Genomic DNA, 14774 nt, shown 5'->3' on the forward strand with positions numbered 1-14774 from the left:
TGTCGGTGGATCGGTGGCAGGAATTACGCCGACTGTTTGGTTTTCTGAAGCTTCTGAACCTTTTTCAGGATCATGTTGCGTTTGAGCGCACTCAGATAATCGGTAAACAGGATACCGTCGAGATGATCAATCTCGTGCTGGAGACAGGTCGCCAGCAGGCCGTCGGCCTCGATTTCCTGTTCCTTGCCGTTTTCATCGAGATACCGCACGCCGACCTCGACCGGGCGTTCGATATCGGCATATTGATCGGGAATCGACAGGCACCCTTCCTGATAGGTCGCAACGTCCTCGGATTCCCAGATGATCTCGGGATTGATCATTTTAAGGGGCTGCGGCTTTTCCTTGTCATCGGCAACGTCAATCACGATGGCGCGCTGCATCACCCCGATTTGCGGCGCGGCAAGGCCGATGCCCGGCGCGGCATACATGGTTTCAAGCATGTCATCCAGCAGGGCACGAACCCCATCATCGACCACGGCCACCGGTTCGCATTCCTGCTTGAGGCGGGGATCGGGAATAATCAGGATGTCGCGCAGGGCCATGATATCAGGTTTCCGGTACAGGGATCAGTCGGTCATAACGTCATAATAACGAATTTCGCGTTTCGAGATAAGTCGCAATCCGGCACGAGTCAAGCCATGCGACGTCAGACCTGATTTGCATCCCCCCCATCCCCGTCATCTGTTGCGTCTTCGTCTTCATCATCGGTGGTGGCAATCAGATCAGACGCGCCCAGCAATTCCATTTTGGTAATTTCGCGGACATGGGTTTCCGACGGGGCCGGTTGTTCGATTTCGCGGTCATCGGCGACGATGTGTTTTTCCTTCAACTTGCGTGCTGAAACCAGAACCGTGCCTTCCAGCGTGCCCAGCGTCTTGTTATAGTTTTTCACCGTACTTTCCAAAGACTTGCCCATCGAGGCAAAGTTTTTGGCCAGCGTGCCAAGCCGTTCAAACAATTGCTGGCCGATTTCGCTGATATCGCGGGCATTTTCGGCCAAGGCTTCCTGTCGCCAGCCATAAGACACCGCCTTGAGCAGCCCCAAAAGCGTCGTCGGGGTTGCCAGAATAACCCCGTCGCGGAAACTGTCCTCGATCAGGCGCGGGTCGCGCTCCAAAGCCGCCGAAAAAAAGCTTTCACCGGGCAGGAACAACACGACAAATTCCGGCGAATCAACCGATTTCCAATAACTTTTTTTCGACAGTTCGGTAATCACCTTGCGCACATTGACGACATAACTTTGCATCAGGGCTTCGCGTTTGACCTCGTCATGGATTTCGTCGATGGCTTCCAGATAGGCCGATGTCGGGGCCTTGGCATCCACCACAATGTTTTTGCCACCAGGCAGATGCACCACCATGTCAGGCTTGTGCGCACCGTCTTCATTGGCGAAATGCACCTGTTCGTCGAAATCGCAATGTTTCAGCATCCCGGCCAGTTCGACAATCCGGCGCAATTGCAATTCGCCCCACCGCCCCGACACCGACGAACTGGACCGCAAGGCAGAACTCAGCGTCTGGGTTTCCTTGGTCAGACGGGTTTGCGATTGCACCAGATGCCCGACCTGTTCACGCAATTCGCCATAGGCCTGCTTGCGCGAATTTTCCAGATCATTGACCTTGGTGTCAAAGGCTTCCAGCCGTTCGCGGATCGGCTTGATCATGCCGTCAATCGCCTGTTGGCGTTTTTCAAGATCGCCCTTTGCCCCCTCCTGAAGCCGCGAGAAATTTTCGCGTGCCAGTTTGAGGAATTCATCATTATTGAGTTTGAGCGCGTCCGATGACAGCACCTTGAAACTGTCAAGCAGCTTGGTCCGCGCATCATCAAGCATCGCCAGTTTTTCGGTCGCCGCCTCGCGTTCCTTTTCAAGGGCGGTTTCCAGTTCCGCGCCCTTTTCGCGCCAATGATCAAGGGCGATGCGCAATTCGCGTATTTCCCCTTCCAGCACCGGCACCCGCGCCGCCGTGGTTTCGGCAATGGCGCGTTTTTCTGCCGTTTCTGACAGGCGGTCGCGCATCACGGCAATTTCGGTCGCCAGATCGCGCCGGGCGCGTTCGGTCTGTTCAAGTTGTGCTGACAGCAACGCTGTTTGCGATGCTACTTCGGCCTGTGCCGCCGTGCGGGCCCGCCCCAGCATCATCACACAAAATAGCAGCGACACCACAAGAACCGCACCGCCACCAACCGCCAAGGAAATCGGATCCATAATCCCACCGTTTCATTAAAACCTGTTTCTTTGTATCTGTTTTGTTCCGTCAAATCCAGTCAGGGACAGACAGATATCGCAAAATCCCGGCAAACACCGCAGAAAACAGGCAAAACCCTTCAAAAAATAACAGCAATTCCGTGACAGAACCGGCGCAATCGGTCACTATGACGGCTTGGTATTTTGCGGTGAAACAGCACGCCTGCCCAACCCGCCCCGCCCTTTGCCCGGCGGGCTTTTGCCCCCCGTCTTAAGTTGTATTCCCACAAATCGGGCTGCGCACTAGCATAGGGGCAAGCGGACCATCAAGGTGGGCTTGACGGGTTTGGGGTCGCCAGTCTGCGACCAGACCCTGAAAAAGCCATCGAAACCGGCAAGATGCAAAGCAACAGAATTTTTGCGGCGGCCAAACTGCGCCCGACAACAGCAGCAACCGCCCGCAAGTCCCGTAACTGGAAACGACAAGAGGCCACATATATGTCTGCGAACGTTTATCCTGTCTCTGACGACATCGCAAAGGATGCATTGATCGACAAGGCGACCTATGACGCCATGTATAAACAGTCGATCGAGGATCCGGACGCCTTCTGGGGCGAACATGGCAAACGCATTGACTGGATCAAACCGTTTACCAGGGTCAAAAATGTCAGCTATGACGCCAAAGACCTCTATATCAAATGGTTTGAAGACGGCACGCTGAACGTTGCGGCAAACTGCCTGGACCGGCATCTTGCCAAACGCGGCAACCAGACCGCCATCATCTTTGAAGGCGACGATCCGTCGGTTTCCGAACATATCACCTATAAAGACCTGCATGAACGGGTCTGCCGTTTTGCCAATGCCCTGAAATCAATGGGGGTTCGCAAGGGGGACCGGGTTGTCATTTATCTGCCGATGATCCCGGCGGCGGCGGTATCGATGCTGGCCTGTGCGCGCATTGGCGCGATCCATTCCATCGTCTTTGGCGGTTTTTCGCCCGAAGCCTTGGCCGGGCGGGTTGAGGATTGCGGCGCCAGAGTGGTAATTACATCCGACGAAGGTCTGCGCGGCGGGCGCGGTGTGCCGCTCAAACGCAATGCGGACGAGGCATTGGCCCATCCGGGCATCAAAAGCGTTGAAAAACTGGTGGTGGTCAAACATACCGGCAAGGACATTCCGTGGAATGATGCCCGCGATGTCTGGTATCACGAGGTTTGCGACGCGGCATCGCCCGATTGCCCCCCGACCGAGGTCAATGCCGAAGACCCGCTATTCGTGCTGTATACCTCCGGCTCCACCGGCAAGCCAAAGGGCGTTTTGCATACGTCGGGCGGCTATCTGGTCTATGCCTCGATGACCCATCAATATGTTTTTGATTACCATGATGGTGATGTTTACTGGTGTACGGCCGATGTCGGCTGGGTCACCGGGCACAGCTATATCGTTTATGGCCCGCTGGCCAACGGGGCGACGACCCTGATGTTTGAAGGCGTGCCCAGCTATCCCGATGCGTCGCGTTTCTGGAAAGTCTGCGAAAAGCACAAGGTCAATATTTTCTATACCGCGCCAACCGCCATCCGCGCCCTGATGCGCGAAGGGGCCGATTGGGTCAACAAGGCCGATCTGTCATCCCTGCGCATCCTTGGGTCGGTCGGCGAGCCGATCAACCCCGAAGCCTGGGAATGGTATCATGAACATGTCGGCAAGCGGAAATGCCCGATTGTCGATACCTGGTGGCAGACCGAAACCGGCGGCATTCTGATTACGCCATTGCCCGGCGCAACCGATTTGAAACCGGGTTCGGCAACCCTGCCGTTCTTTGGCGTTGAACCGGCCCTGTTTGATCAGGAAGGCAAGGAAATCACCGGGGCGGGCGAAGGCAATCTTGTGATCAAAAGCAGTTGGCCCGGCGAAATGCGCACGGTTTATGGCGACCATGAACGCTTTATCCAGACCTATTTCACCACATTCGCCAATGTCTATACCACTGGCGACGGCGCACGCCGGGACGAGGATGGTTATTACTGGATCACCGGCCGCGTCGATGACGTGATCAATGTGTCGGGCCATCGCATGGGCACCGCCGAAGTCGAAAGTGCGCTGGTCGCCCATCCCAAGGTGGCCGAGGCCGCCGTGGTCGGCGTGCCGCACGATATCAAGGGTCAGGGCATTTATGCCTATGTCACCCTGAATGCCGACGAAGAACCCAGCGATGAATTGCGCGCCGAACTGATCAAATGGGTGCGCAAGGAAATCGGCCCGATTGCCAGCCCCGATTACCTGCAATGGTCGCCGGGCCTGCCGAAAACCCGGTCGGGCAAAATCATGCGCCGCATCCTGCGCAAGATTGCGGCGAATGAATATGACCAGCTGGGCGACACCTCGACCCTTGCCGATCCGGGCGTGGTCGATGACCTGATTGATAACCGTCAGAACCGGTAATCACCGTTTCTGCGTCAGACCCGATTTTACAGGCCCCGTCGCCCTTGCGGCGGGGCTTTTTCCTTTGTCTCACAGGTCTTTTCCACCCGTTTTTCAAGATTCCCGATTGTACCGGTTCTGGAATTGCGATAAATAAATGCCGTTGCAACGCAGCAATTTTGCCAATTCCCTGAGGGATACGGGGCCGATGTAAGACCTGTTTCAATGAGTCACGCCCGCGACCGGCCTGCCATGTCCGCGCCGATGTTTTGCGATGCAGTGACGAAACAGTATTCCGCCCCCTTGAATTTCTTTATCAATTCCAAACAAAAACCTGTCTGCGCGATAACAGACGGATTATGAGACTGGAGAGAGTCTGTGAACACCGATTTCCTTCCGCAATTGCGGACCGAATGGCTGGGCAATATCCGTGGCGATATCCTTGCCGGGATCGTCGTCGCCCTCGCCCTGATCCCCGAGGCCATCGCCTTTTCGATCATCGCAGGGGTTGATCCCAAGATCGGGCTGTATGCCTCGTTCTCGATTGCGGTGATTACGGCAATTGTCGGCGGGCGTCCGGGGATGATTTCCGCCGCAACGGCGGCCACCGCCGTTTTGATGGTCACACTGGTGCGCGATCACGGGCTGGAATATCTGTTGGCCGCAACCGTTCTGGCCGGTTTGTTACAGATCGGGGCGGGAATATTGCGGCTGGGCTATGTCATGCGGTTTGTGTCGAAATCGGTGATGACCGGCTTTGTCAACGCCCTTGCCATTCTGATTTTCATGGCGCAATTGCCCGAACTGACCAATGTCGGCTGGATGACCTATGTGATGGTCGCAGGCGGGCTTGCCATCATCTATCTGTTTCCGCGCCTGACCAAGGCCATCCCGTCGCCGCTGGTATGTATCATCGTCCTGACGGTGATTTCGCTGTTCATCAATGCCGATCTGCGCACGGTGGGCGATATGGGTGAATTGCCATCGACCCTGCCGGTGTTTCTGATCCCCGATATTCCGCTCAATTTTGAAACCCTGATGATTATTCTGCCCTATTCGGCGGCGGTCGCGGTTGTCGGTCTTCTGGAAAGCCTGATGACCGCCCAGATCGTCGATGATCTGACCGACACCCCGTCCAACAAAAACCGCGAATGTATCGGCCAGGGCATTGCCAATACCGCCACCGGTTTTATCGGCGGCATGGCGGGCTGTGCAATGATCGGACAGTCGGTGATCAACGTCAAATCCGGCGGACGTGGGCGTTTATCGACCTTTGTCGCCGGGATTTTCCTGTTATTCATGATCGTTGTACTCAGCGACATCGTCGCCATCATCCCGATGGCCGCCCTTGTTGCCATCATGATCATGGTATCGATCGGCACCTTCAGCTGGTCCTCGATCAAAAACCTGAAAACCCATCCGCGCAGTTCCAGCATCGTGATGCTGGCAACCGTGATCACGGTGGTTGCCACCCACAATCTTGCCATCGGCGTTTTGATCGGTGTTTTGTTGTCGGGCATTTTCTTTGCCTGGAAAATCGCCCAGATTTTCCGTGTTTCCAGTACGGTTTCCGAAAATGGCAACCACCGCACCTATCTGGTCGAAGGTCAGGTGTTCTTTGCCTCTGCCGATGATTTCACCGCATCGTTCGATTTCAAGGAAGCCCTTGATAAAGTCACCATCGATGTCAGTCGCGCCCATATCTGGGACATATCAAGTGTTGCGGCCCTTGACATGGTTGTGTTGAAATTCCGCCGCGAAGGGGCCGAGGTCGAGTTGATCGGCCTCAATGACGCCAGCGAAACAATCGTCGATAAACTGGCGATCCATGACAAGCCCGGCGCGTTTGAACGCCTGATGGGGCATTAAGGGGAAACAACCGATGACACATCTGATCGCACTGATCGACGGATCGGTCTATGCGCAAAGCGTTTGCGACCATGCAAGCTGGGTCGCCAAACAGACGAATGCGTCGGTCGAACTGATCCATGTTATGGGGCGGCGCGGCGTTGGCACGGAACCTGTCGATCTTAGCGGCAATCTCCAACTGGGGGGCCGGACGGCCCTTCTCAAGGAACTGGTCGATCTGGATGAAAAGGCGGCCAAGGTTGAAATGGCGCGGGGGCGCGTCCTGTTGGAAGAAGCCAAACACCGTCTGGAAGAATCCGGTGTCGCCACTGTCACCACCAAATTGCGCCACGGCGACATTGTCGAAGCCATTCAGGAATTTGAAAAAAATGCCGATCTGATTCTGGTGGGCAAACGGGGCGAAGCCGCCGATTTTGCCAAACTGCATCTGGGATCGAACCTTGAACGGGTCGTCCGGTCGGCCAGCAAACCGGTTTTTGTGTCTTCCCGCGCCTTCAAGCCGGTGCAGAAATTCCTGATCGCCTTTGATGGCGGGGCCAGTGCGATGAAGGCGGTCAATCACATTGCCAAGGGGCATTTGTTCAAGGGTCTGCCCTGTTCATTGCTCAGTGTCGGCAGCGAAACCGCCAGCCTGCGCGACCGCCTTGATGAAGCCGCCGCCACCCTGCGCAAGGCCGGATACGAGGTGGACAGCATGATCGTCCCCGGCGAGCCTGAAACGGTGATCGTTGAAAAAATCGAGTCTGATGGCATTGATCTGCTGGTGATGGGGGCCTATGGCCATTCGCGCATCCGCAATCTGATCATCGGCAGCACCACCACCGAAATGGTGCGATCCTGCCATGTGCCGGTGATGATGTTCCGCTAAAATACCCCGTCCTTAAAAGCCAAAACCCCGGTGGAGATGATCCATCGGGGTTTTGTTTATGCGATCGGGGCCGCGCTATTATCGCAGCAAAAACCGGCCCAGATTGGCATTGATCTGGCGTTCCAGTTCAAGGTCAATATCTTTCAAAAGGGCGGCGGTTTCGTCGTAAATCGCACTTTCGCGTTCGGCAACCGACATCGATTGCGCAAGGGTGCGCGACCGGGCAGCAGACGCAATCGCCTCGCCCTTTTGCGTGCCATTGGCACCAAGCACGTCAAGTTTCACCGAAATTTTCAGATCAATGCGTTCGGACTGATCATCGGTAAAAACGCCGCGCACGCCCTTGGTGGTTTTCAGGGCCGATGACGTGATCGAGGCTTCGGTCACGCTATAACGCAGAATATCGGTGGTTCCGGCGGTCTGCACCCGGTCATCGGGCCATCTCATCGCCATGCGGCCCAGACTGAACGGCAGATAGCCTTCCAGTTCATTGGCACCACCAACACTATAGGCCGCAACCTTTTCAACCGGCCCGGCGGCAAAGGTGATCGGGGCAAGGTGACGCCATGTCACATCGGGATAGGTCGGCGCCGGGGCCGATGTACAGGCCGCAACAAATGCGACCGCCACCCCGGCCAACACCACCCGCAATTTGCGCACAGACATCCATTTCATCCCGTTCATTCCCTTGATACTCCTGCCTTGATGCGAAACACGATAAGGTTATATTCCAACACATGCCTGCCGATTAAGGCAAGGCTATGGCTATGCCTGTGACTTAAGGGATATGCGGGCCTTCCGGCGCATCCCCTTCTGCTTTCAACAGGCGCAAATCGGCCTCGTTAAAGCCATAACGGGTTTTGCAGAACTGGCAGGTTGCCGCCACCTCGCCGCTGTCGGCTTCGCGCATATCAAGCAATTCCGTCAAGGGATAAACCTTCAGCGCCCCTTCGATCTTGGCGCGGGAACACCGGCATTTAAACTGCAAATGCAGCGGATCAAACACCCGCGGATCTTCTTCGTGGAACAACCGCCAGATCAGATCATGGGCGGATAATGAAATATCGACCAGTTCGGTTTCAGTCGCACTATGCATCAGCACCACCGACCGGTTCCAGTTTTCATCATTTTCAAGGGCCAGTTCCGGGGTGGCCGCATCGCCCGATGCGCTGACCGGCAGGCGTTGCAAAAACACACCGCCCACCCACCAGTCATCGCCGGTTTCCCCGCGATGCACCATGATCTTGAACGATGTTTCAAGCTGTTCGGACTGCCGGAAATAGGCTTCGGCACATTGTTCCAGCGTCTCGCCTTCCAGCGACACAATCCCCTGATACCGTTCGGTATCGTCGCCCTGATCCACCGTAAAGGCGATATGACCATGCCCCATCAGTTTGGTGACATTGCCGCGCAGGGCATCTTCCCCGCCTTCTTCGGCGGCAATCATTGCCGTCAGGCGATCTTCATCAACCCGCAAACAGGCCCGCACATTGCCGTCGCTATCAACATCCACCACCAACATGCTGACCGGCCCGTCCGACGAGGTTTGCAGGGTAAACAGCCCGTCATATTTCAGCGCCGAGGACAACAACACCGCAAGGGCGGTGATTTCCGCCAGCAAATGATTGGCCAGCGGCGGGTAATCATGTTGCCCGATAATGGTTTGTACCGTCGGCCCCAGACGCACGAACCGCCCCCGGATATTGGAATGTTCAAGGGTAAAGGGCTGACAAAAATCGACCGCGATCTGCATTTCGGATTCCGCTTGTTGCTGTGACGCCCGTTTGGGGACTATTTCCCGGCGGGCTGTCGTGAAACGGGGCGACCATTTCTGCCCGCCCCGTTCAAAATAACGATCCCCAATTTAGGAACTATTTCCCGGTGGGCAAGCCGTTAAAACAGTATAGCAGAATGCCCTTTTGCGCATGAAGGCGATTTTCCGCCTCGTCAAACACCACCGATTGCGGCCCGTCAATCACCGCATCGGTGACTTCTTCATTCCGATGGGCCGGCAGGCAATGCATGAAAATCGCATCGGGTTTGGCCTGGGCCATCGTCGCCTCGTTGATCTGATAGGGCGACAGGGCCGTCATACGGGCATCATGGTCTTGATCCCCCATCGACACCCAGCAATCGGTAATGATCACATCGGCCCCGGACAATGCACTGTCCATATCGGTCAGGCGGACCTTGCCGCCCTGCGCATTGGCCGTTTCAATCAGGCCCTGTTGCGGGCGATATCCGACCGGGCAGGCCAGATCCAGCGCAAAGCCGAATTTCGGGGCGGCATGAATGAACGAGGTCGATACATTGTTGCCATCGCCGATCCAGGCGAATTTCAGGCCGTCAATCCGGCCTTTATGTTCCTGCACCGTCATCAGATCGGCCATGATCTGGCACGGATGGCTTTGATCGGTCAGGCCATTAATCACCGGCACGGTCGCATGTTGCGCCAGTTCCAGCAATTTCGATTCGTCGGTCGTGCGGATCATGATCACATCAACAAAACGCGACAAAACCCGCGCCGTATCGGCAATGGTTTCCCCGCGCCCCAACTGGCTGCTGTCGGAATCAAGGATCACGACATCGCCGCCAAGCTGGCGCATACCCACCTCGAACGACACCCGCGTACGGGTGGACGGTTTTTCAAAAATCATCGCCAGCGTCTTGCCCGCCAGCGGTTTCGCCCCGAACGGGGCCTTGCCGGTTTTTTCCTGCCCCGCCAGGGCCAGAATACCGCTCAGTTCCCCCGCCGACATCCGGTCAAGATCGAGGAAATGGTTAAAATCAGTCATCCACTTTTCCTTACGATGTGAGGGCAGCCGCCGCCGCGTCAATCGCCGCCAGCGCCTCGTCCACATGGGTTTTGGTGATGTTCAGTGGCGGTATGATCCGCACCACATTATCGCCTGCCGGAACTGTCAAAAGGTTCAGTTCGCGCAATTTGGCAACCACATCGCTATTGGTCGGCACGGTTTTGATGCCCATCAACAGGCCCATGCCCCGGATTTCCGCAATAAATCCCGGATGCTTGCGGCCAATCGCCTCAAGGCCGGTGCGCAGAAACTGGCTCATGGCAAGGACATTCTCCATCAGGTCGGGCTTCAGAACTTCGTCAAGCACCGCATTGGCTGCGCGCGTGGCAAGCTGATTCCCCCCGAATGTCGTACCGTGCATCCCCGGTGAAAAGGCACTTGCCGCCTTTTCATTGGCCAGCAATGCCCCGATCGGGAAACCGCCGCCAAGACCCTTGGCCGATGAAATGATATCGGGTTCCATATCCGACCATTGATAGGCAAAAAGTTTGCCTGTCCGGCCGATCCCGGTCTGTATTTCATCAAACATCACCAAAAGGCCATATTCGTCGGCCGCCTTGCGAAGCCCTTCAAGATATCCCTCGGGGGCCTTGCAAATCCCGCCTTCACCCTGAATCGGTTCAACAAGAATACCGGCGGTCTCGGGTGTAATCGCATCGCGCAATTCGTTCAGATTGCCAAAGGCCACCCGGTCAAACCCGTCGGGCATCGGGCCGAAACCCTCGCGGTATTTTTCGCTGTAACCGGCGGTCAGCGTGCCCAGCGTTCTGCCATGAAACGCATTGGTCGCCACCAGAATGCGGTTCTTTTCCCGGTTGCCCGCGACATACTGATACCGGCGCATCATCTTGATGCCCGCTTCGTTGGCTTCCGCCCCGGAATTGCAGAAAAACACCGTATCGGCAAAAGTGTTTGCCACCAGCCGTTCCGCCAGTTTTTGCTGGCCGGGCATCTGATACAGGTTTGACGTATGCCAAAGCTTCGCCACCTGATCGGTCAGTTCCCGAACCAGATGCGGGTGCGAATGCCCAAGGCAATTCACCGCAATACCGGACCCGAAATCAAGGAATCGTCGGCCGTCCAGCGCATAGAGATAAGGTCCTTCGCCTCTCTCAAAGGCCAGATCGGCCCGCGCATAGGTCGGCATGACGGCTGTGATCACAGTTCGGTTCCTCAAATTACGGGTAAAACACATTCCTGACCAAAAGGTCAGCACCGGCAGAATACCGGAAAGCCGGGGAGTATCAAGAGTTTCCGCCCCCCTGTCAATGCGGCAAAACCCCCATATGGTGCAGGTGCAAAACAAAACGGGCAGCATCCGGCGTCGCATGCTGCCCGTAAATTCCAAAATCGTAATGGCCGTGCCATTACGCCTTCAGTTTATAACCGCTTTTGATCATCCGGTAACACAATAGCCACAAGGCAATATTGACAACCAGAAGCACGATCATGCCGGTCACGATGGAGCCATCAGCGATGCCGATAAAGCCATATCGGAACCCGTCGATCATGTAAAAAAACGGGTTGAAATGCGCAAGGATACGCCCACCTTCCGGCAGGTTTTCCGCACTGTAAAATGTGCCCGACAAAAACGATAACGGCGTGATGATGAAATTGGTCACAACGGCAATATGATCGAATTTTTCCGACCAGACTCCGCCCGCAATACCCAGCAGCGACAGCATCAAAGATGCCGAAATGCCAAAATACAGCACCGCCCAGATATTATGAATTTCCATATCGACGAAAAACGCCATCACAACAGCGGTTGCAATGCCGACCATAATCCCGCGCGTCACCGCCCCCAGGGCAAACCCCGCCACCAGTTCCCCCGCCGACAGCGGCGGCATCAGAACATCAACGATATTACCCTGCACCTTGGAAATCAGGATCGAGCTGGAGGTATTGGCAAAGGCATTCTGCGCCATGGTCATCATGACAAGGCCCGGTGCCAGAAAGGTTGCAAAGGCAACCCCGTTCACAGTTTCAACCGCACGGCCCAGTGCCAGAAGAAAAACGGCCAGAAACAGCAAACTTGTCACCACCGGCGCGCCGATGGTTTGCAGATGCACATTCAAAAACCGCCGGACTTCCTTGGCATAAAGTGTCCACAGGCCGAGCCAGTTGATCGCGCCCATATAGCGCGGTGCAAGCTCTTTCATAAATTATCCCCGAAAAAATACAGACATTTGGCGCTAAAATAGGGACAGTTACCCTCTGGGCGCAAGGGCAACATGAGTAAGATATCCGGTGAAATGATGGAACCATCCAGAAACAACGCCAAAACAGACCGCAAACAACCGGGAAAACGCGACCCGAAACAGCCGCGCCGTGTCACCCGTGATTATCTGATGAATTATGCGACATGGTATCTGGAACGGTTCACCGCATCACGCGCCCGGCTGGAAAAACTGATGCGCCATAAAATCCGACTGTCGGCCGCTGAACATGGCACCGACCCGCAAGAAGCCGAAGACTGGATGCGCAACGTGCTTGATACCTGCACCCGCGCCGGGTTTATCGATGACCGGGCCTATGCGCTGGGCCGGGCGCGATCGCAATTGCGCAAGGGCAAGGCATTGCGCATGATCGGGGCCGATCTGGCGGCGCGTGGCATTGATGCCGATCTGATCGACACCGCCCTGTCCGGCCTGCATGATGCCGCAAGACAGGCCGCCACCACCGGGCCGGATCAGAACGACCCCGCCATCGACCCCAACCTTGCCGCTGCGGCCGTCTATGCCCGCCGTCGCCGTCTTGGCCCGTTTCGCAACACCGACAATCGGGCGGAACGCCGCGACCGCGACCTTGCCGCCCTCGCCCGGCAGGGTTTTGCCTATGACATCGCCACCCGGATCATCGATGCCGATCTGCATGATCTTGACGGGTTGCTTCTGATGATTGACGGGGTTTAGGGGAATATCCGGGCCGTTTCCCGTCGCTCAACTATCGCCCGTTCTTTTTGCGCCAGGCCTCGTAACTGGCTTTGGTTTCGTCTTTGGTTGCCGGATAAAGGCCAATGATCGGCTTGCCTGCCAGAACTTCTTCCAGCACGAAATCCTCGAAACTTTCCATGCCGGTGCATTCATCGGCCAGTTCATCGGCCAGATGGGCCGGCACCACAATCACCCCGTCACGATCCCCGACCAGAACATCGCCGGGAAACACCGGGGCATCCCCGCACCCGATCGGCACATTCAGGTCATAGGCCTCGTGCAGGGTCAGATTGGTCGGGGCCGAAGGCCGGTTGTGATAGGCGGGCATGTCGAGTTTGCCAATGCCTTCGGCATCGCGAAATCCGCCATCGGTGACAATCCCGGCACAGCCACGCTGTGCCAGACGGGTAACAAGGATCGACCCGGCCGAGGCCGCCCGGGCATCCTTGCGGCTGTCCATCACCAGAACAAAGCCGGGCGGGCATTGCTCAATCGCCACCCGTTGCGGATGGTCGGGATTGCGAAACACCTCAATCTGGTTGCGGTCTTCGCGGGCCGGGATATAGCGCAGGGTATAGGCCTGCCCAACCATATTTTCCGCCTTGGCAACCACCGGATGCACATCCTGGATAAACTGGTTGCGCAGGCCGCGTTTATAAAGGGCGGTACACAACGAGGCGGTGCTGACTTTTTTCAGCTTGTCGCGGGTCGCATCGCCCAGAACATAATCGGTCATGGTTATTTCTCCGCGTGATTTTGGGTGGTGGTTGCCAAAAGGCCGTTGGCCTTCATAAAGGCCGCCAGTTTGTCATGTTGTCTGTCCGTCAATGGCCAGGCCGAGGGCGGACGGGTCGCGCCGCAATCCTGCCCCATCAGTTGCAAGGCACCCTTGACCCCGGTGACATTGGTGCCGTTCATTTCTTCGGCCCGGACATCTTCAAAGGCCCGCATATCGGCAATCAGACGACGCGCCCCGGCATAGTCACCGGCTTCAAGCGCGGCATGGATCGCCACAGACCGTTCCGGCCAAACATTGATCAGCCCGGATGTAAATCCCCGTGCCCCCACCGCATAAAACGCCGGAGCCCACACTTCGGCCAGCCCGCCCACCCAGATAATATCGGGATCACAGGCCGCAATGGCTTCGGCCAGTTTCATCGGGTTTGGCGTTGCCCATTTCACGCCCGCCACCCCCTCGACCGCGCATAAATCGGCAATCGCCGCCGTGCCAATCGCATCATTGCGCAAATACAGCATCATCGGCAATCCGCCCGACGCATCGGCCACCGCCTTGATATAATCCACCACCCCGCGCGGCGAAACAAACGGGTCTGGCGGCTGATGGATCATCAATGCCGTCGCCCCGGCCCCGGCCGATGTTTTGGCCAGACGGCAGGCATCGCGCACACCGCGCCCGATCCCGGCCAGAAGCGGCGCCCGCCCCGCCAGCATCTCGGCCACCGACACCACCATATTTTCCGCTTCATCGGTCGTCAGGGCATAAAATTCACCGGTATTGCCATTAATAACCGGAAAATGAACGCCTGCCGCCAATGCGCGATCAATGATCGGTTCCAGTTTGCGCGGGGCGATATCGCCCTTTGCGTCATAGGGGGTAACCAGAATACCGGAAATGCCGGTCAGGACATTTCGCAATTCCGCCTTTGAAAGAGTCATAT

At 56.6% G+C, this 14774-nt stretch carries 13 protein-coding genes; 4 read left to right on the plus strand and 9 right to left on the minus strand.

Features of this window, described 5'->3' with window-relative positions; translation table 11 throughout:
- Positions 1–23: 23 nt before the first annotated feature.
- Both def and rmuC read right to left on the minus strand, forming a co-directional pair.
- A complete protein-coding gene (gene def / locus Q8O73_RS19600) occupies positions 24–542 on the minus strand; it encodes a peptide deformylase (protein ID WP_305559897.1) in 519 nt (172 codons plus the stop codon).
- A gap of 104 nt (positions 543–646) precedes the next feature.
- On the minus strand, positions 647–2206 hold the full coding sequence (rmuC, locus tag Q8O73_RS19605; RefSeq protein WP_305559898.1) for a DNA recombination protein RmuC: 1560 nt from the start codon (positions 2204–2206) through the stop codon (positions 647–649).
- Positions 2207–2683: 477 nt separating this feature from the next.
- Between rmuC and acs the strand changes: the two genes are divergently transcribed.
- From acs to Q8O73_RS19620, 3 genes are all read left to right on the plus strand, one after another.
- The gene (acs, locus tag Q8O73_RS19610) at positions 2684–4627 is read left to right on the plus strand and encodes an acetate--CoA ligase (protein WP_305559899.1); all 1944 of its coding nucleotides are present in this window, start codon (positions 2684–2686) and stop codon (positions 4625–4627) included.
- A 357-nt stretch (positions 4628–4984) separates the two neighbouring features.
- A complete protein-coding gene (locus Q8O73_RS19615) occupies positions 4985–6475 on the plus strand; it encodes a SulP family inorganic anion transporter (RefSeq protein ID WP_305559900.1) in 1491 nt (496 codons plus the stop codon).
- Between the two features lie 13 nt (positions 6476–6488).
- Positions 6489–7343 carry a universal stress protein gene (locus Q8O73_RS19620; RefSeq protein ID WP_305559901.1) on the plus strand — a complete coding sequence of 285 codons (855 nt, stop codon included), beginning with the start codon at positions 6489–6491 and terminating at the stop codon, positions 7341–7343.
- Between the two features lie 78 nt (positions 7344–7421).
- On the opposite strand, the gene Q8O73_RS19625 is transcribed toward Q8O73_RS19620, so the two are convergent.
- From Q8O73_RS19625 to Q8O73_RS19645, 5 genes are all read right to left on the minus strand, one after another.
- Positions 7422–8009: a hypothetical protein gene (locus Q8O73_RS19625; protein WP_305559902.1), complete on the minus strand. Its 588-nt coding sequence runs from the start codon at positions 8007–8009 to the stop codon at positions 7422–7424.
- 112 nt (positions 8010–8121) lie between these two features.
- A complete protein-coding gene (locus Q8O73_RS19630; protein WP_305559903.1) occupies positions 8122–9096 on the minus strand; it encodes an Hsp33 family molecular chaperone HslO in 975 nt (324 codons plus the stop codon).
- A 118-nt stretch (positions 9097–9214) separates the two neighbouring features.
- Positions 9215–10138, minus strand: coding sequence for an ornithine carbamoyltransferase (gene argF, locus Q8O73_RS19635; protein WP_305559904.1), 924 nt, complete (start codon positions 10136–10138; stop codon positions 9215–9217).
- 10 nt (positions 10139–10148) lie between these two features.
- Positions 10149–11306 carry an aspartate aminotransferase family protein gene (locus Q8O73_RS19640; protein ID WP_305560001.1) on the minus strand — a complete coding sequence of 386 codons (1158 nt, stop codon included), beginning with the start codon at positions 11304–11306 and terminating at the stop codon, positions 10149–10151.
- Between the two features lie 220 nt (positions 11307–11526).
- Complete coding sequence (locus tag Q8O73_RS19645) at positions 11527–12321, minus strand: ABC transporter permease (RefSeq protein ID WP_305559905.1); 795 nt, start codon at positions 12319–12321, stop codon at positions 11527–11529.
- A 72-nt stretch (positions 12322–12393) separates the two neighbouring features.
- Between Q8O73_RS19645 and Q8O73_RS19650 the strand changes: the two genes are divergently transcribed.
- Positions 12394–13074 (plus strand): regulatory protein RecX, encoded by a 681-nt coding sequence (locus Q8O73_RS19650; protein ID WP_305559906.1) that lies wholly within the window; start codon positions 12394–12396, stop codon positions 13072–13074.
- A gap of 31 nt (positions 13075–13105) precedes the next feature.
- Here Q8O73_RS19650 and Q8O73_RS19655 read toward each other — a convergent pair whose 3' ends face one another.
- Both Q8O73_RS19655 and Q8O73_RS19660 read right to left on the minus strand, forming a co-directional pair.
- On the minus strand, positions 13106–13831 hold the full coding sequence (locus Q8O73_RS19655) for a ribonuclease activity regulator RraA (RefSeq protein ID WP_305559907.1): 726 nt from the start codon (positions 13829–13831) through the stop codon (positions 13106–13108).
- Positions 13832–13833: 2 nt separating this feature from the next.
- The gene (locus tag Q8O73_RS19660; protein ID WP_305559908.1) at positions 13834–14772 is read right to left on the minus strand and encodes a dihydrodipicolinate synthase family protein; all 939 of its coding nucleotides are present in this window, start codon (positions 14770–14772) and stop codon (positions 13834–13836) included.
- Positions 14773–14774: the final 2 nt, after the last annotated feature.

Origin of the sequence: Thalassospira sp., assembly GCF_030690045.1 — a bacterium.
In the GTDB taxonomy this organism is placed as follows: Bacteria; Pseudomonadota; Alphaproteobacteria; order Rhodospirillales; family Thalassospiraceae; genus Thalassospira.

Bases quoted from the DNA above. Each gene is read 5' to 3' on its own strand.
- def (WP_305559897.1), bottom strand. From the start codon at position 542: ATGGCCCTGCGCGACATCCTGATTATTCCCGATCCCCGCCTCAAGCAG.
- rmuC (WP_305559898.1), bottom strand. From the start codon at position 2,206: ATGGATCCGATTTCCTTGGCGGTTGGTGGCGGTGCGGTTCTTGTGGTG.
- acs (WP_305559899.1), top strand. From the start codon at position 2,684: ATGTCTGCGAACGTTTATCCTGTCTCTGACGACATCGCAAAGGATGCA.
- Q8O73_RS19620 (WP_305559901.1), top strand. From the start codon at position 6,489: ATGACACATCTGATCGCACTGATCGACGGATCGGTCTATGCGCAAAGC.
- Q8O73_RS19625 (WP_305559902.1), bottom strand. From the start codon at position 8,009: ATGTCTGTGCGCAAATTGCGGGTGGTGTTGGCCGGGGTGGCGGTCGCA.
- Q8O73_RS19630 (WP_305559903.1), bottom strand. From the start codon at position 9,096: ATGCAGATCGCGGTCGATTTTTGTCAGCCCTTTACCCTTGAACATTCC.
- argF (WP_305559904.1), bottom strand. From the start codon at position 10,138: ATGACTGATTTTAACCATTTCCTCGATCTTGACCGGATGTCGGCGGGG.
- Q8O73_RS19640 (WP_305560001.1), bottom strand. From the start codon at position 11,306: ATGCCGACCTATGCGCGGGCCGATCTGGCCTTTGAGAGAGGCGAAGGA.
- Q8O73_RS19645 (WP_305559905.1), bottom strand. From the start codon at position 12,321: ATGAAAGAGCTTGCACCGCGCTATATGGGCGCGATCAACTGGCTCGGC.
- Q8O73_RS19650 (WP_305559906.1), top strand. From the start codon at position 12,394: ATGAGTAAGATATCCGGTGAAATGATGGAACCATCCAGAAACAACGCC.
- Q8O73_RS19655 (WP_305559907.1), bottom strand. From the start codon at position 13,831: ATGACCGATTATGTTCTGGGCGATGCGACCCGCGACAAGCTGAAAAAA.
- Q8O73_RS19660 (WP_305559908.1), bottom strand. From the start codon at position 14,772: ATGACTCTTTCAAAGGCGGAATTGCGAAATGTCCTGACCGGCATTTCC.